This window comes from Mycobacteroides immunogenum (genome assembly GCF_001605725.1).
Lineage (GTDB): Bacteria > Actinomycetota > Actinomycetes > Mycobacteriales > Mycobacteriaceae > Mycobacterium > Mycobacterium immunogenum.
In genome coordinates this window covers 4,079,760-4,098,818 of sequence record NZ_CP011530.1, presented here as the reverse complement: position 1 = coordinate 4,098,818, position 19,059 = coordinate 4,079,760, and the positions used below count along the sequence as shown (strand labels likewise).

Below are 19,059 nucleotides of genomic sequence, written 5' to 3'. Positions count from 1 at the left end.
CGCTTCTGCGCGGCCGAGCGCGCCGCTGTCTGCGATCTGGGCAATCGGCCCCCCCTTCCGGGTGGCGCTGATCCGCACGGCGGTAGATCGGCATCGTCTCGTGCTGACCAATCACCATATTGTGCTCGACGGGTGGTCACTACCAATCCTGTTGGGGGAGATATTCGCCGGCTATTACAGACAACGGCTGTCCGCTCCCGCTCCGTTCCGCGGGTTTGTCAGCTGGCTGGATAGCCGGGATCGCGATGACGCCCGCGCGGCCTGGCGCCGGGTATTGGCCGGCTTTGACAATCCGACGCTGGTCGGCCCGCGCGATCGCTCCGCCATCGGAACACAACGGGCCGAGTTGGTGCAGCTGCCCGCCGAGCTGTCGCGCGCCGTCGGAGAGCTGGCGCGCGCCTGCCACACTACGGTCAACGTCGTGCTGCAGGCTGCGTTCGCGCAGCTACTGAGCTGGCTGACCGGACAGCATGATGTCGTCTTCGGCACCACCGTCTCGGGCCGACCGGCTGAGGTGCCTGGTGCCGAATCGATGGTGGGCCTGATGATCAACACGGTCCCGGTGCGTGCCGACATCACCGCCACGGCCACCACCGTGGATCTGTTGGCGCAATTGCAGAACGACCACAACGACACACTGGAACACGAGTACCTGGCGCTCGGTGAAATCCATCGAATCACCGGCCAGGAGAAGCTGTTCGACACCCTCTTCGCGTTTGAGAACTACCCCATCGACGCCGCCGCACTGGCGGGCGAGCACGAGCTGGCCATCACCGATATCACCAGCAGGGAGTCCACGCACTATCCGTTGACCTTCCAGGCGCAACCGGGCCGGCAGCTCGGCTTGCGCATCGAGTACGACGCCGACGTGTTCGATGCCGACAGCATCATGGCCTGGGTGGCGCGCTTCCAGCGGCTCCTGGCACATATGACCGCGCACCCGCGGCACAGATTGTCGTCATTCGACGTGCTGGATGAGGCCGACCATCTGCGGTTGGATGGGTGGGGCAGCAGGGCGGTGCTCACCGAGGCGACGACAGCGGCCTCGATCCCAGCGTTGTTCGGCAGCCAAGCGGCACGGACCCCCGACGCGGTGGCACTCACCTTCGGCGATAGTTCGGTGACTTACCGCGAGCTGGATGAGGAAGCGAATCGGTTGGCGCATCTCTTGATAGCGCACGGAGCCGCCCCCGGGCAGTGTGTGGCACTGTTGTTCCCGCGGTCGGACCGTGCCATTGCGGCGATCCTTGCCGTCCTCAAGACCGGAGCGGCGTATCTGCCGATTGATCCCGCGCATCCGCCCGCGCGCATCGCATTCATGCTGGCCGATTCCGGTCCTGTCGCGGCGGTCACCACGGCGGGGCTGAAGGGCCGCTTCGCGGGGCATGATCTGCCTGTCATCGACGCCGACGACCCCGCGGTGCACGCCCAATCGCACCTCGCGCCAACGACTCCGCGTCCGGACGACATCGCGCATATCATCTACACCTCGGGTACCACCGGCACCCCGAAGGGGACGGCGGTCACGCACCACAACGTGACCCGGATGTTCGATTCCGCCGCCGTCGGCGTCGAGTTGGCTCCACATCAGGTGTGGGCGCAGTTCCATTCCTACGCTTTCGATTTCTCGGTGTGGGAGATCTGGGGCGCGCTGCTGCACGGCGGGCGTCTGGTGGTGGTTCCCGATGCGGTGGCGCACTCGCCGAAGGACTTCCACGCGCTGTTGATCACGGAGAAGGTCACGGTGATCAGCCAGACCCCATCCGCGGCGCGGATGCTGTCTCCGGAAGGACTCGAATCCGCGGTGCTGGTGATAGGTGCCGAACCGGTCTCCACCGATCTGGTGGACCGGTGGGCGTCAGGCCGCACGATGTTCAACGTCTACGGTCCCACGGAGACAACGATGTTCGCGTCGATCAGCGCGCCTCTGGAGGCGGAGTCAGGTGTGCCTCCGATCGGCTCCGCGGTGCCGGGTGCCGCGCTGTTCGTCCTCGACGGGTGGCTGGCGCAGGTGCCGGCCGGGGTGATCGGTGAGTTGTACGTCGCCGGCCGTGGCGTCGGTTGCGGGTATGTGAATCGGTCCGCGCTGACCGCTTCGCGGTTTGTGGCCTGCCCGTTCGGTAGGGCCGGAGAGCGTATGTATCGCACCGGTGACCTGGTCCGCTGGACCAGCGATGGCCAGTTGCAGTATGTGGGTCGCGCCGACGAGCAGGTCAAAATTCGCGGGTACCGCATTGAACTCGGTGAAATCCAGGCCGCACTGGCCAATCTCGACGGAGTGCGGTCCGCGGAGGTGATCGTCAGGGAAGACCGTCCCGGCGAGAAGCGGCTGGTCGGATACGTCACCGGAGCAGTCGAGCCGAGCGCCACCCGCGATGCGCTGGCAGATCTGCTGCCGGGATATATGGTGCCCGCCGCGGTCGTGGTCCTCCCGGAGCTACCTGTCACGTCAAATGGCAAGCTGGACAAGCGGGCTCTGCCGGCGCCCGAATTCACCAGCGCCGAGTCCCGCGGCCCCGCCACCCCAACGGAAGAGATCCTTACCGGCATCTACGCCCACGTGCTCGGGGTTGCCCGCGTGGGAGTGGACGAGTCGTTCTTCGACCTGGGCGGCGACAGTATTTCGGCCATGCGCCTGATCGCGGCCATCAATACCGCCTTGGACGCCGACCTCCCGGTGCGCGCGATTTTCGACACGCCCGCGATTGGGCAACTCGCGGAACGTGTCGCAGAGAACACGGGGCGTGCCGAGCCGCTGGTCGCTGGGACGCGGCCCGAGGTGGTACCGCTTTCGTTCTCGCAGCACCGGCTCTGGTTTGTCGATCAGTTGCAGGGACCGTCACCGGTGTACAACATCGCTGCCGCGTTGCGTCTGAACGGGCCGCTCGATTCGGATGCCTTGGGTGCCGCTCTTGCCGACGTAGTGGCCCGCCACGAGAGCTTGCGCACCCTGTTCGCGGCACCCGGCGGAACACCGCGGCAGGTGGTGATTCCCGCCGAACAGGCCGACTTCGGTTGGGAGACTATCGATGCCAGTGGATGGCCCGACGGTCGATTGGCCGAGGCCGTCAGTGCGGTGGCTTCTCACGCGTTCAACCTGGAGTCAGAGATCCCGATGCGGGCGCGACTGTTCCGGACAGCCGAGGACGAACATGTGCTGGCGGCGGTGGTACATCACATCGCCGCGGACGGCTGGTCCATCACGCCGCTGGTGCGCGACATGGGAGTCGCATACGCGGGCAGGTGTGTCGGACAGCCTCCCGACTGGGAGCCGCTAGCAGTGCAGTACGCGGATTACACCCTGTGGCAGCGGGCACAGTTCGGCGATCTCGACGACAGTGCCAGCCGTCTGGCGACGCAGCTGTCGTACTGGGAAGACGCGTTGGCCGGGATGCCCGAGCGGTTGCAGTTGCCCACCGATCGGCCGTACCCACTCATGGCTGACCAGCTCGGCGCCACGGTCGAGATACATTGGCCGGCCGAGCTGCAGGAGCAGGTGCGGCGCGTGGGGCGTGAGCACAGTACGACGAGTTTCATGGTGATGCAGGCGGCGTTGGCGGTGTTGCTGGCCAAGGTGAGCGCCAGTGATGATGTCGCGGTGGGTTTCCCGATCGCCGGACGGCGCGATCCCGCGTTGGACGATCTGGTGGGCTTCTTCGTCAATACCCTGGTGCTCCGGGTCGACGTGGCCGGCGATCCGACCTTCGCCGAGTTGCTCGCTCAGGTACGCAAGCGCAGTTTGGCGGCGTTTGAGAATCAGGATGTGCCATTCGAATTACTGGTGGAGCGGCTCAATCCGGTTCGGTCACTGAGTCATCATCCTTTGGTTCAGGTCATGTTGGCCTGGCAGAACCTCCCCGGGAACTCCGCGGGCCCGGCGGCCGGATTCTCTCTGGGCGGGGTCGAGGTGACCGCGCTACCGGCGGAAACCCAGTCGGCGCGAATGGATATGACCTTCTCGCTGTCCGAACAGTGGAGTGAGACAGGCGATCCCGCGGGAATAAGCGGCCGGGTCGAGTACCGTACCGACGTGTTCGACCCGGCAAGCATCACGTCGCTCACCGATCGGCTACTCAGGGTGCTGACCGCCATGACTGCGGATCCGGGGCGGCGACTCTCGTCGGTGAATCTGCTCGATGATGCCGAGCACGCCCGGCTGGATGAGATCGGGAACAGACACGCACTGACACACCCCACGACTTCCGGGTCGATTCCGGCGCTTTTCGCCCAACAGGTAGCACGTATCCCATCTGCTGTGGCCCTGACCTGTGCGAGTCGCTCGATGACGTACCGGGAACTGGATGATACGTCGAACCGGCTGGCACACATGCTGGTTGATCACGGAGCGGGGCCAGGTCAGTGTGTCGGCCTGCTGATCCCGCGCTCGGAGCAGGCCATAGTCGCCATTCTCGCGGTACTGAAGACCGGCGCGGCGTATCTGCCGATCGATCCGGCACTGCCCGGTGCCCGGGTCGATTTCATGCTCGGTGATGCCGCCCCCTTGGCGGTGATCAGCACGGGAGATCTGGCCGGGCGGCTCGATGGTCACCCGGTCACGGTCATCGATATCGGTGACGCCGGCATATCGGCGCAGCCGGATACGGAGCTGCCGCTACCCACGCCGAGCGATATCGCCTACTTGATCTATACCTCGGGTACCACGGGGGTCCCCAAAGGTGTTGCGGTTACCCACCAGAACGTGACGCAGCTGGTGGCGTCGACGGGCTTCGGCCTGCCTGCCGCGGGAGTGTGGTCGCAATGGCATTCGCTGGCCTTCGACGTCTCGGTGTCTGAGATCTTCGGTGCCTTGCTGAATGGTGGGCGCCTGGTCGTCGTTCCGGACGACATGGAACGCTCGCCCGAGGACTTCCATGCGCTGCTGGTGTCCGAGCGGGTCACCGTGTTGAGTCAAACACCCTCGGCCGCCGGAATGCTGCCGATGGAGGGGCTGGATTCGGTGGCATTGGTGGTGGCCGGAGAAGCATGCCCCGCCGAACTGGTGGACCGTTGGGGTTCGCAGCGGTTGATGATCAACGCCTATGGGCCCACGGAGGCCGCGATCTATGCGGCCGTCAGTGCGCCGCTGAAGGCGGGCTCGCATGGTGTTCCGATTGGTTCCCCGGTGCCGGGCGCCGCGCTGTTCGTGCTGGACAGCTCGATGAAGCCGGTGCCCGCGGGCGTGGTGGGTGAGTTGTATGTGGCTGGCGCCGGTGTGGGAGTGGGATATTGGCGGCGGTCGGGGTTGACCGGGTCACGATTCGTGGCGTGCCCGTTTGGCGATGCCGGAATGCGTATGTACCGCACCGGCGACCTCGTGCGCTGGCGCACCGACGGTCAGCTGGACTATCTGGGCCGCGTCGATGAGCAGGTGAAGATCCGCGGGTATCGCATCGAACTCGGTGAGATCAGTTCGGCGCTGGCCGATGTGGATGGGGTGGAACAGGCGGTGGTGATCGCCAGAGAGGATCGGCCGGGCGACAAGCGACTGGTGGGCTACATCACCGGATCGGCAGATCCGGCCACCGCGCGGGCCGCCCTGGCAGACCGGTTGCCTGGCTACATGGTTCCCGCAGCGGTGGTGGCGCTGGATGCGTTGCCGCTGACAGGGAACGGGAAACTCGATAGACGAGCCCTGCCGAATCCGGAGTACTCGGCGGGGGAGTACCGGGCACCGTCGACCCCCGTCGAAGAGCTGCTGGCGGGAATCTATGCGCAGGTACTTGGTCTGGAGCGGGTGGGCGCCGACGAGTCGTTCTTTGAATTGGGCGGGGACAGCATCTTATCGATGCAGGTAGTCGCCCGGGCACGGGCCGCGGGGCTGATGTGCAGGCCACGGGATGTGTTTGTTGAGCAGACCGTGGCGCGGTTGGCCCGTGTCGTGGTGGTCGGCGACGGTGCCGACGTTGCGGTGGACGACGGTGTCGGGCCACTGAATCCGAGCCCGATCATCGCGTGGCTACGCGGCGTGGACGGCCCGATCAATGAGTTCAACCAGACCATGATGGTGCAAGCTCCGCCCGGGGTTACCGCGGACGATGTGGCGACTGTGTTGCAGGCACTGCTGGATCGGCATGCGATGTTGCGTTTGCGCGTCGACGATGGCGGCACCGGAGACTGGTCGCTGACGGTTCCCGAGCCCGGGACCGTAGATGCGCGGACGTATCTCCGGTCGGTCGATGAGCTGACCGATGAGGCGGTGGTGCGGGCGCGTTCGCTGTTGGATCCACGGGCCGGTGTCATGCTCAGCGCGTTGTGGGTTGTGCCCACAGGCCAGTTGGTGGTGATCATTCATCATCTGGCTGTCGATGCGGTGTCGTGGCTGATCCTATTGGAGGACGTGAACATCGCCTGGGCGCAGCACCGCGCGGGAGTGCCGGTCACGCTGCCGGGGAGTAGGACGTCGTTCGCCCACTGGTCCAGGCTGCTTGCCGAGCATGCCCAGCGGCCAGAAGTGGTTGCCCAGGAGCACATGTGGCGACAGATCGCCCGGACGCCTGCCGTATTGCCCGCACCGCATCCGGTGGCCGACACCTATGCCAATGCCGGGCGGCTATCGGTGACTCTCGATGACGCCGAGATCATCCATGCGCTGCTGACAGAGGTGCCGGCCGCGTTCCATGCCCGGATTCACGAAATCCTGCTCATCGCCTTCGCTCTTGCCGCAACCGAATTCACGAGTAGCGAGGCTGTCGGTATCGATGTGGAAAGCCATGGGCGCCAGGAAGAGCTGAGTGGCTTCGCCGACCACGATGTCGATCTCTCGCGTACTGTGGGCTGGTTTACCGCCAAATATCCGGTGGCGCTGACGATTGCCGGTATCGATTGGCTGCACGTCAGTGCGGGGGAGGCGGCGCTGGCGACCGTTGTCAAAGCCGCCAAGGAACAGCTGCGCACACATCCGGACGGGCTGACCTATGGGGTGCTGCGCTACCTGAACGCGAACGTCGACCTGAACGGCACAGATCCGGCGATCGGTTTCAACTACTTCGGCAGGCAGGGCGGCGCGGGCACCGATGTCGCAGGCGATGGTTGGCGGATATGCCAGGACGGATCGTCCGTGACGAAGGTGGCCACGGCGATATCCATGCCGCTCATGCACACCGTGGAGCTCAACGCGGTCACCATCGACACCGACGACGGTCCCCACCTGCATGCCGACTGGACCTGGGCACCTTCGGTTCTCGACGAAGACCAAGTGCGGAGACTGAGTCGGCTCTGGTTTGAGGCTCTCGGGGGTATCACCACACTGGTGCGCGCGGGCGGTGGCGGGTTGACTCCGTCGGACATCGCGCCTGCCCGGCTGAGTCAACTCGAGATCGACCGGCTTGCGCTGCAATACCGCATTGACGATGTGTTGCCGCTGACACCGCTGCAACAAGGTTTGCTGTTCCACGCCAACACCATTCGGGCGGGCAGTGATCTGTATGCGGTTCAGATGAACATCGGGCTACACGGGCCGCTCGATCGGCGTCGCCTCCAGGAGGCCGTACAGGCCATGGCCGCCCGGCATCCGAATCTGGCTGCGCGATTCTACGACCAGTTCGAAGAACCGGTGCAGGTGATTCCCGCTGATCCCGTAATAGCCTGGCGCTTTGTCGACCTCGGCGATGCGACCGTTGCCGATAGCGCTGCGCAGGTGTTCAACGTATGCGCGATCGAGCGTGCCGCCGTTTGTGATCTGGCCAACGAATCCGCATTCCGGGTGGCCTTGATTCGCATCGCACCGGACCGGCACCGGCTGGTGCTCACCAACCACCACATTGTGCTCGATGGCTGGTCGATGCCCATCGTGCTGGGCGAGATCTTCGCGGGGTACTACCGGCAGCGGCTGCCGGTCGCGGCACCCTATCGTGGCTACGTAAGCTGGCTCGCCGCACGCGATATCGACGCCGCGCGGACCGCGTGGAGCGAGGTGTTCGCCGACTTCGAGACCCCTGCTCTGGTGAACTCTGCCCACCGGCCGGGACTAGGGTTGCGTGGCACTCGATCCTGTGAGGTATCTGCCCAGACCACGCAGGCCTTATCGGCGTTGGCGCGCTCGTCGCGCACCACCCTCAGCACCGTCATGCAGAGCGCCTGGGCGCTGGTGTTGGCCTCGATGACAGGACAGCGCGATATCGCGTTCGGCACCACGGTCTCCGGGAGGCCGCCGGAGGTTCCTGGTGCGGAATCGATGGTGGGGTTGTTGATCAACACCGTGCCGGTGCGCGCGAACCTGTCCGCGACGGCAACCGTCGGTGAGCTGCTGGTGCGGCTGCAAGATGCCCACAATCACACCTTGGAGCATCAGCACCTGACGCTCAGCGAGATCCATCGCGTCACCGGCCACGATCAGCTCTTCGACACACTCTTCGCCTTCGAGAACTATCCCACCGACACCGGAGTGGCGCTGTCGGATGGGGAGCTTGCCGTCTCCGATGTCATCAGTCGGGAGTCCACTCACTACCCATTGACGGTGCAGGCGCAGCCCGGACATCGGCTCACACTGCGCATCGAATACGACACGGATTTATTTGATTCGGACAGCATCGAATTGGTGGTCAGCCGATTGCAGCGCGCGTTCACGGAGATGGTCGCCGATCCCGGTCGGCGGCTGTCCTCAGTGGATCTGATTGCGGACAGCGAACATAATCGCCTGGCGGAGTTGGGGAACCGCGCGGTTCTGGCTATGCCTGCGCGTTCGTCCGCGTCCATTCCGGAGCTGTTTGCGCGGCACGTGGCGCGTATCCCGAATACCGAAGCGATCACACACGAGGGCCGCTCAACTACGTATTGGGAACTGGACCGCCTGTCGAACCGGCTGGCGCACTTGCTGATTGCCAAGGGGGTCAGGCCGGGACAGACGGTGGCGCTGATGCTGCCACGCTCGACGCACGCGATCGCGGCAATGTTGGCGGTACTGAAAGCCGGAGCGGCGTATCTGCCGCTCGATCAAACGTTGCCAGCCGAACGTATGGAGTTCATGCTCGCCGACGCGGCACCGGCCGCGGCGATCACCTCGTCGGATATGCGGAATCGGTTGAGCGGTCACGACCTGCCGGTTGTCGACATCGACGATCTCACGGTGTATCTGCAGTCCACGGCGCCGCTTCCGTGGCCGGATCCTGACAGCATCGCGTATCTGATCTACACCTCGGGTACCACCGGAATCCCCAAAGGTGTTGCCATTACCCACCACAATCTCACCCAGCTGTTGACGTCGCTCGATGCCGGATTGCCGAAGGCGGCGGTGTGGTCGCAGAGCCACTCGTATTCGTTTGACTTCTCGGTATGGGAGATCTGGGGTGCCTTGCTGGACGGCGGGCGGCTGGTGGTGGTGCCGGACACGGTGGTGCGCTCGCCGGAAGAACTGCGCACCTTGGTTATTGAAGAAAACGTTGGCGTACTGTGCCAGACGCCGTCGGCGGCGGGTGCGCTCTCGCCGGATGGGCTGGGTTCGGTGGCATTGGTTCTCGGGGCGGAGTCTTGCCCGGCCGAGTTGGTGCAGCGGTGGGCTCCGGGGCGGGTGATGATCAACGCCTACGGTCCCACCGAGACCACGATCTGTGCCTCGGTGAGCGCGGGGCTGACCGCGGGGACCGGCCCGGTGCCCATCGGATCGCCGGTGCCGGGTGCGGCGTTGCTGGTGCTGGACAGCTGGTTACGGTCGGTCCCGCCCGGTGTCGTGGGCGAGTTGTATGTGGCGGGTGGCGGAGTCGGACCGGGTTATCTGCGTCGCGCCGGATTGACCGCATCGCGTTATGTGGCCTGCCCATTCGGTGAACTCGGGTCGCGGATGTATCGCACCGGCGACCTGGTGCGCTGGCGAGCCGATGGCCAGCTGCACTATGTGGCGCGTGCCGACGAACAGATCAAGATCCGTGGATACCGGGTCGAACTCGGCGAAATCCGTGCTGCTCTTGCCGCGTTGGCGGGTGTGGAGCAGGCGGTCGTGATTGCCACCGATGAGCCCGCCGCGGGTACGCGATTGGTGGGTTATGTCACCGGCGCAGCGGATCCGGCAGAGTTGCGCAGCCAGCTGAGTGCACGGTTGCCCGCCTACATGGTTCCGGCTGCCGTGATGGTGCTCGACGCGCTGCCCCTGACGGCCAACGGCAAGCTCGACACCGGGGCGCTGCCGGCGCCCGAGTACACCGCTGCGCAGTACCGTGCGCCGGAAGGACCCACCGAGGAAATCTTGGCGGGTCTCTACACACAGATCCTCGGCGTCGACCGGGTGGGCGTCGATGACTCGTTCTTCGACCTTGGTGGGGACAGTATTTCGGCGATGCGGCTGATCGCCGCCATCAACACCGCACTCGATGCCGACCTTGCGGTGCCCGTCATTTTCGAGACACCAACGGTCAGAGGTCTGAGCCAGCGACTGGGGGTGGACGGCGGCGGCGCGTCGACGATAGCTCCGATACAGACCTTGCACGAGGCTCCGGGTGTTCCGGTGTTCTGCATTCATGCGGCGGGCGGTGTGAGTTGGCCCTATCGGGTCTTTGGCGGCTACCTGAACTGCCCGATCATCGGAATCCAGCAAGCGCCGTCGGATAGGCCGACGTCCATTCGCGAGATGGCCATCGACTACGCCAACCGGATCGAAGAGTCCTACCCCACAGGGCCCTACCGTCTGGTGGGCTGGTCCTTCGGCGGGGTGGTCGCCCATGAGGTCGCCATCGAGTTGCAGCGGCGCGGGCGCACGATCTCCAGCCTTGTGCTGCTCGACGCGCAGCCCGCCATTGACAAGACCCTGTTGTCCGGGGCCGCTGTCCCACCCGAGCCCCGGAATGATGAGCAGGTGGCAGCGTTGCTTCGAGAGGCGGGTCTGGCCGAGGTGGCCCAGTACACGCAGGTCTTCGATTTACTCGCTGAGAACGTCAGCGACAACATCGTGCGGTACCGACAGCACCGCCCGGGCGTATTTGATGGCGATGTGACCGTGTTCGCGGCGCGGCGTGACCACGATGACCGCGCGGAGTTCCTGTCGCGCTCCTGGGCACCGCATGTCTCGGGAAGTGTTCGCATTGAGCCGGTCGATTGCGCTCATGACGCGATGCTGACCAACGAATCGGCGGACAAGTACGGGCAACGGATATGGGGCGTTGTTGGTAGCGAATGACCGGCTTGAACTCGTGGCGACTTGCGGCGGCATGATGCACCGGCGAACCTTTGGGCAGTCCCGTGCCTAGCCAGTCAGGGAGTCCCGACGTCCCCGCGCGTCATCGCGAAATGCCTTGGGCGTCTTGCCCGTGCGCGCACGAAAGAACTTGGTGAAGGCGGTGGGGCTGGACAGGCCGACGCGTGCCCCGATCGCGGCGCTGGAGAGCTCTGTGTGTACAAGCAGACGCTTTGCTTCCAGAACTATCCTGTCGTCGATCAATTGTTTTGCGCTTTGACCCGTCACTTCTCGGCATGCTCGAGTGAGCGTCCGCACGCTGTAGCCGAGAGCCCGCGCATAGTCCTGGACGTGATGCTTGTGCGTGAATTCATACTCGACGGCGTCCCGAAAGCGCATGAACGCGGTATCGGCGGCCGAGTCGGTGTTCCCCGCGTGGGTGATGCACAACAACACGACGGCAAGCAGGCGGCGAACGACGTCGATGTGAACATCAGAGGGCAGGTCATCGCGGTGACCGTATTCGTCGGCGAGGACCTTCACAGCCCTCGTGGCAGAGGCTGACTGAATCAGCGGATTCGCGGTCGCAACCCTGTCGAGCTGCACCGCCGCGGCTGTTGTCTCATCGATGAACCCTGGACGAAACAGCACGGCGAAACCGGTCGATGTCTCTAGGCCCGGACCGAACTCGAGCACCTGATGCGGGCGCACCCAGAGCCAATCTTCTGACACCAGTTCATATTCAGTGAAGTCGACAAAGGTTTGAAGGCTCCCGTTGTTCACCACAATCAGATGGTGGAAGTCGGCGCGTAACGGGGCATGGGGATTGACCCCGTGCCCACGGGCACGGGCGAGTAGTGCGGCGAAGGTGAGCACCGCCACCCCGGGCAGGGTGCCTTCGGGCTCCCGGAACGGAACTGTAGCCACGGTGGATTCAGTCATCTGTTCCCCTTTCCGCCTCGAGGAGTATATGTCCGATTTTGACCATACCGAGTCCGCGGCAGGACTCGGCGGCCTCGCAGAATGTGGGTAATTTGGCTGGTGAATTGAGGGAAATCAGTGATTGTCGGCCAAGACCAGGGTCGGCTATCTGACCGAAAGAGACCATCATGCGACTCATTGTCGGAATCACCGGCGCCACCGGCGCCGTGCTTGGCATCCGGCTGCTGGAGAACCTCTCGAAGCTCGAGGTGGAGACACATCTCGTTCTCAGCCGGTGGGCCCGCACGACAATCGAACTGGAATGCGGCATGTCGGCCGCAGAACTTGGCCGGTTGGCGCAGACCGTGCACCATCCCGAAGATCAGGCCGCGACCATATCGTCGGGGTCGTTTCGCACCGACGGCATGATCATCGCACCGTGTTCGATGAAGACATTGGCCGGGATTCGGGTGGGGTACGCCGAGGGACTGGTGGGCCGAGCTGCGGACGTCACCCTGAAGGAGCGGCGCAGACTCGTCCTGGTGCCACGCGAAACTCCGCTTAGCGAAATCCATTTGGAGAACATGCTGGCACTGTCGCGGATGGGTGTGCAGATTGTGCCTCCGATGCCTGCCTTCTACAACCATCCGCGGACTGTCGACGACGTCGTCGACCACATTGTGGCCCGCATCCTTGACCAGTTTGATCTTCCGGCCCCTGATGCCAAACGCTGGGAAGGCATCCGGGCTGCCCACACGTGTTCTGTCGCTTCCTGAACTTCCTGCTCATAGATAGGACCCAACATGGCGTACGACGATTTACGCAGCTTTCTCCAAACCCTCGATAGTGAGGGGCAATTGGTGCATATCGCCGACGAGGTGATGCCCGAACCCGATGTCGCGGCCGCGGCTAACGCCGCGCCACGACTCGGTGACAACGCTCCGGCCTTGTATTTCGACAATGTCAAGGGTTTCACCCGTGCCCGGATCGCGATGAACGTGCACGGATCCTGGGCCAACCACGCATTGGCGCTCGGACTGCCCAAGGAGACAGGCGTCAAGGCGCAGGTTGACGAGTTCATCCGGCGCTGGGATCAATTTCCGGTCAAACCTGAGCTGCGGGCCGATCCGCCGTGGGCGCAGAACACGCAAATCGGCGACGACGTCAACATTTTCGAGGTACTGCCCCTGATCCGGCTCAATGATGGCGACGGAGGCTTCTACATCGACAAGGCTGCTGTCATATCCAAAGATCCGGAGGACCCCGAAGATTCCGGAAAACAAAACGTCGGCATCTATCGCATCGAGGTAAAGGGGCACAGAAAGCTTGCGCTGCAGCCTGTCCCGATGCATGACATCGCGCAGCATCTACGCAAAGCCGAAGAGGCTGGTGAGGATCTGCCGATAGCGATCACGCTCGGCAACGATCCGGTGATTTCGATCGTGGCCTCCACTCCTATGGAGTACGACCAGAATGAGTACGAGCTTGCCGGCGCGTTGCGCGGTGCGCCCGCGCCAATTTCGATGTCTCCGTTGTACGGGCTGCCGGTACCTTGGGGTTCCGAGGTTGTGATCGAGGGTGTCATCGAAGGCCGTAAACGGGAGATCGAGGGGCCTTTCGGCGAGTTCACCGGTCACTACTCCGGCGGGCGAAACATGACAGTGATTCGGATCGATCGCATCTCCTATCGCGACGATCCCATTTTCGAACATCTCTATCTGGGGATGCCGTGGACCGAGATCGACTACTTGATGGCTGCCAATACCTGTGTCCCGCTGTACAAACAGCTCAAGAGAGACTTCCCCGAGGTGCGCGCGGTCAATGCCACATATACGCATGGTCTGGTAGTGATCGTGTCCACCAAGATCCGTTACGGGGGCTTCGCCAAGAGCGTCGGCCTGCGGGTACTGACCACACCACACGGCCTCGGGTACGCGGCGACGGTGATCGTCGTCGATGAGGACGTGGACCCGTTCAATCTCCCGCAGGTGATGTGGGCGCTGTCAACCAAGATGAACCCTTCGGGCGATCTGGTACAAATCCCTAATCTGCCCGTGCTGGAGCTGGCGCCTCAGGCAAGTCCTGCGGGAATTGTCGACAAGCTCATCATCGACGCCACCACTCCTGTGGCGCCGGATCGCCGTGGCAACTATGGAAACCAAGTACGCGACTTGCCGGAGATGAACGAGTGGCTGGTCAAGCTCACCCAACTGACTGCAAACAATAGATAGCGAGGTAACTCCGTTGTCCGACAACAGTATTTGTCCACGTTGTGCATTCGGGACCGTTGCGAAGATCTTCGCGTCGCCGGTTCCGGGGATCTGGGATGTGTTGCAGTGTCAGCGGTGCCTGTACTGCTGGCGCACCAGCGAGCCTGCCCGGCGGACCCAGCGCGACGCGTATCCCAACAGCTTCAAGATGACTGCCGAGGACATTGCCAACGCCCCGGAGGTTCCATCGGTCCCACCGTTGCGCCGCGTCCAGGCTCGGTAACACAATCGGAAGCCGTGCGCGGCTCGCCATATTGCCCGACTCAACAGGAAGACATCACCGTGACCCGCTACAGCACCACGATGTGGGAGGCGAAAGCCATCGATGGAAAAGCCGATCAAATCATTGCCTGGCTATCCAATAGCGTAGTGCCGCAGTTTGTTCTGCGCGACCCCCAGTGCCGAACAGAGGTTTATCGATCTGCGGATGATCGAGTGGTGCTGATTGCTACCGGAGTCGGGTGGTCGCCGCGGATACCCGACATTCCCGATGGTCTCAGCGAACGCCCGCCTCACCAGTGGCACTTCGAGCCATGTGGAGCTTCGTGGACGCAGGAGTGGCCGGCGAGGGCAGGAACACACACAGTGTCGGAAGGCATCATCGTCCGGGATATCGCGTACCGCGAATCCGCCGATGCCATCGATCCCTCCGGGAACCTGCTTGATCTCTATCTTCCCGGCGGTGCCGATGGCCCAGTGCCGCTGGTGATATGGACGATGGGAAGTGGATTTACCGCACCGTCGGGCCGAGATGCCGGCGAAATGTTCGCCGCGCAACTCTTGCCGCACGGGTACGCGGTCGCCGCGGTGGCTGTGCGCGGAAGCTATCAAGCGCAATTCCCGGCCCAAAAGCATGACACTCTGGACGCGGTGGCGTTCCTGCGGCGCAATGCTGCGCAGTATTCGTTGGATCCCAAGCGTTTTGCCTATATTGGCCATTCCTCTGGCGGCTGGAGTGCGGCCGTAGCGGGTACCGAAGGTCATGGGGAATCGGCGGTGGGCGCGGTGGTCGTGCTGTCGGCCCCCAGTGATATCGCGGCCATGGACCGGCAGGCGCTGCCGGACGCGGCACAGAGAATAGCCGCGGGCAAGGTCGAGCCTGATGTCGTCGACGTGTTACCGGCGTTCGATGGGAGACATGAGGCCGCCGATTCTCCCGAAGGAATGTTCCTCGGAGGTCCGGTGAGTTCTCGTCGTGATCAGGCAGTGGCCGCCAGTCCCGCGCTGCATGTCAGCGCCGAGGGGCCGCCATTTCTTATTGCGCATGGCACTGAGGACGAGTACGTGCCCTTTGCGCAGGGCGCCACCCTCTACCGTGCACTGGCTGACGCCGGCCGGGACGTAACCTTCGTGGTGTTGGCCGGCGGGAATCACGTTGCGTCACTTCCCCCTTGGCCGTCCCAGATTCTCGAGAAGGCGACTCAGACGCGGAGCGTCGAAGGTGGCGTCACGGCGAGCAGCGCAGTTTCGGGAGACGGGTGGTCGCAGATACTGAATTTCCTGGACACGCATCTGTCTGGGTGATCTGTGCTCCCTATTTAGAGAAACTTGTGCAGTACATCTCAGGCAGACGCGGTCTATCGGCCTAGGCTAAGTCCGTGACTTCAGACAGACTCACTCTCACTGACAGCCCCGGCGCACACTGGCGACGGATCGACGTCGTCGAGGAAACCGGATCTACCAACGCCGATCTGGTGGCACGGGCTGCGGCGGGCGAGGACATCGACGGTGTTGTGCTGCTGGCCGAGCATCAGAGCGCCGGGCGTGGGCGCCATGGCCGCAGCTGGGGCGCCCCCGCCCACACGCAGCTGTCGATGTCGGTGGGCATCGGGGTGGGCGACGTGCCGCCGGATCGGTGGGGGCTGGTGCCGCTGTTGGCCGGAGTGGCGATTGTCGACGCGGTCGCAGAGGTCAGCGGAATCCAGGCAGGGCTCAAATGGCCCAACGATGTACTGGTAGACGGCTGCAAGTTGTGCGGCATCCTGGCCGAGGTAGCGACCCCACACCAGGCCATCGTGCTCGGGCTTGGGCTCAACGCCACCTTCACTCAACACGAGCTGCCCGACCCCAACGCGACGTCCTTGGCGATCCTGGGCTGGGCCAACCCCGACCGCAACGAGTTGGCGCGGGCGGTGCTGCGTGAGCTCAGCGGCCGCGTCGAACATTGGCGGACCGCCCGCGGGGTGGACGAGCGACTGCTGCAGGACTACCGGGAGCGCAGTGTCACCTTGGGCTCGCGGGTGCGCGCGGAACTACCGGGCGAGCGTGAGCTCGTCGGTGTCGCGGTCGGACTGGGCAATGATGGACAGTTGCGCATCGAGAGTGCGGACGGCACCGTCACCGCCGTCACGGCGGGCGATATTACGCATCTGCGTCCGCTGGGCGAGAAGTAAAGTCGCTGCACGTGGGGTATCCGGAGAATGTGCTGGCCGATGACGAACAGGTGGTGTTGCATCGCCATCCGCACTGGAAACGGCTGATCGGTCCGGCGCTGGTGCTGATTCTGGCCACCGGCGTCGCAGCCTTTGTGGCCGCGGTGGTCGACAACACGGACTGGCAGTCCACGGCGAAGAACGTGGTGATGATCGCCATCGGCGTGGTCTGGCTGGTACTGGTGGGCTGGCTCAGTGTGTGGCCGTTCCTGAACTGGCTGACCACACACTTCGTCATCACCGACCGGCGCGTGATGTTCCGTCACGGGTTGCTGAGCCGCTCGGGAATCGACATCCCGCTGGCGCGGATCAACAGTGTCGAATTCCGCCATGGCCTGGTGGACCGGATTCTGCGCACCGGCACGCTGATCATCGAGTCCGCATCACAGGACCCGCTGGAATTCCATGAGATACCGCGAGTGGAATACGTCCACTCACTGCTGTATCACGAAGTTTTCGACACCCTTGGTTCCGAGGAGGGCGACAGCCGCTCCACCGGTCGGGGCCGGGAACGGCCCCCCGCCACGTGATGCGCTGAACCGTAGAGGCCGCGGCCCACTTCGGTGCCGTGATGAACGGTGGCACTGTTGGGCAGCCCCGGGTGCGGGTGCAACGGTGTGACGTTCTCGGGGTCTTCCTCGTCGACGGGTTCGGTGGTCACCAGCGCCACGGGCTGGTCCGGATGGCGCGCGAACTCGTCGGGGAACACCCAGCGCCGGAAGGCCCAGAACCGGAATGCCATTTGCAGCAGGTTGCCGATGATGTACGCGCTGATGAAGTCGGCGATGTTCTCGACCGTCAGGCTCACGTTCGGAACGCGCAGCTCGAAGATGTAACTCGATACCCAGAGCGGAATCATGGCGATGATCACGCCCATGCCGCTGAACGCGAAGAACAGCAGCGCCTCGTGATGCCGTTCCCGGCCGCCGCGGTCGCGGAAGCTCCATTCCCTATTAAGGATGTAGGAGGCGATGACCGCGATGATGCCGGAGATGATCTTGGCGGTGAGGGGCTTGGATTCCAGGACCGTCAGCTTGAGCGCGTAGAAGATGCCCGAGTCGATGATGAAGGTGGTGGCGCCGACAATGCCGAACTTGATCAGCTCGTGGTGCCGCTCGGCGACAGGCCGGATGAACCGGGGTAGCCGGGCGATGGTGGCATCGGCGAAAGACACAAATGGCGAGTGTACGGAAGATGGCAGGGCAGTGCGAAGCGGTCGGCAGACCTTGTTGGGTATTGGACGCTTGTTCAGCTGTCGCCAGCGCTGGCCCCGGCACGCCGGTTGCGCCAGGTGCGGGGGCTCATTCCGCGGTGCGCGCGGAACCATCGGCTGAAGTTACTTGGTGAGGAAAAGGCCAGCATCTCGGAGATCTCGGTCAGCGTGTGGAGGCCGTTCGAGACGAGGTGGTCGGCCAAATCGATCCGGGTGGCGTCGAGCAGAGCACTGAAGCTCGTGCCCTCACCGGCCAGATGCCGATGAACGGTCCGCCGGTCGACTCCGAGGCTCCGCGCGACCTGATCGACAGAGCAGCGTCCGACCGGCAACAGCACCTCGATGAGATCTCGGACACGGTCGACCGTCGTCGTGCCGTGGGGATGTTCCTGCGATTCGAGAACCGTCTGGCTGTACTGACGCAGCAGCGGGTCAAAACTCTCGTTCTGGCGGTCTAGGTCGGACGTATATATGACGATCTCGTCGAGCTGCTGGGTGAATGCGACACCTGGCCCGAAGACTCGGTGATGCGTAGCGGGGGCAGCGGCCTCTGGCCGGCGCAGATTGACCCGCAGGGGGCGCCACGTGTGGCCCAGGAAGGTTCGCAGCACTCCGACCAGCGTCGCCATCGCCAAGTCTGTCGACTGGATGCTGTCGGACGCACTCCCGTCGAGGGCCAGGCGGATGGTGGCGATTCCGTCGCGTTCGATGACCCGGATCCGCAGTGACTCGTTGTACATGGATTCGTGCCGGCGCAACATCGCGACCACATCGCGCACCGAGGGCTGCTCTCGCAGCACCAGGCTGAGCGGACCGAGGTTGGACAGCCTGCGTCGTTCGGCCAGCCTGAGGCCGAAGTCATCCAGACCGCTGGCGGCTGCGGATGCTTCCAGCAACGCACTGATGGCGCTGGCGGTCACCCATCTGTCGGGCTGGGCGATGCCCGCTGGGTCCAATCCGTGCTCGCGCAGCAAGTGGGCCGGATCCAGGCCCGATGCGTTGGCGACGTCGACGTACCCGCTCAACGCCGCGAACCTAACCAGCCGGATGTCCATCTGTCCCTAAATGAATATAAATCTGTCCCGTAGAGATAATTATGCGCTATGTCGCCTGCCTAGCGTC

The 19,059-nt window shown here is 63.9% G+C and carries 10 protein-coding genes; 7 read left to right on the top strand and 3 right to left on the bottom strand.

Features of this window, described 5'->3' with window-relative positions; translation table 11 throughout:
* Positions 1-100: 100 nt before the first annotated feature.
* Positions 101-11,104 (top strand): non-ribosomal peptide synthetase, encoded by an 11,004-nt coding sequence (locus tag ABG82_RS29335; RefSeq protein ID WP_165589738.1) that lies wholly within the window; start codon positions 101-103, stop codon positions 11,102-11,104.
* Positions 11,105-11,170: 66 nt separating this feature from the next.
* Here the strand turns inward: ABG82_RS29335 and ABG82_RS20455 are convergent, their stop codons facing one another.
* Positions 11,171-12,043, bottom strand: coding sequence for a helix-turn-helix domain-containing protein (locus tag ABG82_RS20455; protein WP_043077722.1), 873 nt, complete (start codon positions 12,041-12,043; stop codon positions 11,171-11,173).
* A gap of 167 nt (positions 12,044-12,210) precedes the next feature.
* Here ABG82_RS20455 and ABG82_RS20450 point away from each other — a divergent pair, with 167 nt between their 5' ends.
* The 6 genes from ABG82_RS20450 to ABG82_RS20430 all read left to right on the top strand — a co-directional run bounded on the left by ABG82_RS20450 (position 12,211) and on the right by ABG82_RS20430 (position 17,254).
* On the top strand, positions 12,211-12,798 hold the full coding sequence (locus ABG82_RS20450; RefSeq protein WP_043077721.1) for a non-oxidative hydroxyarylic acid decarboxylases subunit B: 588 nt from the start codon (positions 12,211-12,213) through the stop codon (positions 12,796-12,798).
* 27 nt (positions 12,799-12,825) lie between these two features.
* Positions 12,826-14,253, top strand: a complete 1,428-nt coding sequence (locus ABG82_RS20445) for a non-oxidative hydroxyarylic acid decarboxylases subunit C (protein ID WP_043077720.1) — start codon at positions 12,826-12,828, stop codon at positions 14,251-14,253.
* A 13-nt stretch (positions 14,254-14,266) separates the two neighbouring features.
* Positions 14,267-14,515, top strand: a complete 249-nt coding sequence (locus tag ABG82_RS29180; protein ID WP_078343965.1) for a non-oxidative hydroxyarylic acid decarboxylases subunit D — start codon at positions 14,267-14,269, stop codon at positions 14,513-14,515.
* A 362-nt stretch (positions 14,516-14,877) separates the two neighbouring features.
* Positions 14,878-15,816, top strand: a complete 939-nt coding sequence (locus tag ABG82_RS20440; protein WP_052510994.1) for an alpha/beta hydrolase — start codon at positions 14,878-14,880, stop codon at positions 15,814-15,816.
* Between the two features lie 74 nt (positions 15,817-15,890).
* On the top strand, positions 15,891-16,685 hold the full coding sequence (locus ABG82_RS20435; protein ID WP_043077719.1) for a biotin--[acetyl-CoA-carboxylase] ligase: 795 nt from the start codon (positions 15,891-15,893) through the stop codon (positions 16,683-16,685).
* A gap of 11 nt (positions 16,686-16,696) precedes the next feature.
* Complete coding sequence (locus ABG82_RS20430; RefSeq protein ID WP_043077718.1) at positions 16,697-17,254, top strand: PH domain-containing protein; 558 nt, start codon at positions 16,697-16,699, stop codon at positions 17,252-17,254.
* On the opposite strand, the gene ABG82_RS20425 is transcribed toward ABG82_RS20430, so the two are convergent.
* Positions 17,170-17,898 carry a GtrA family protein gene (locus tag ABG82_RS20425; protein ID WP_043077717.1) on the bottom strand — a complete coding sequence of 243 codons (729 nt, stop codon included), beginning with the start codon at positions 17,896-17,898 and terminating at the stop codon, positions 17,170-17,172. The two genes, ABG82_RS20430 and ABG82_RS20425, sit on opposite strands and share 85 nt — an antisense overlap.
* A 74-nt stretch (positions 17,899-17,972) precedes the next feature.
* Complete coding sequence (locus ABG82_RS20420; protein WP_043077716.1) at positions 17,973-18,992, bottom strand: AraC family transcriptional regulator; 1,020 nt, start codon at positions 18,990-18,992, stop codon at positions 17,973-17,975.
* Between the last annotated feature and the right edge of the window lie 67 nt (positions 18,993-19,059).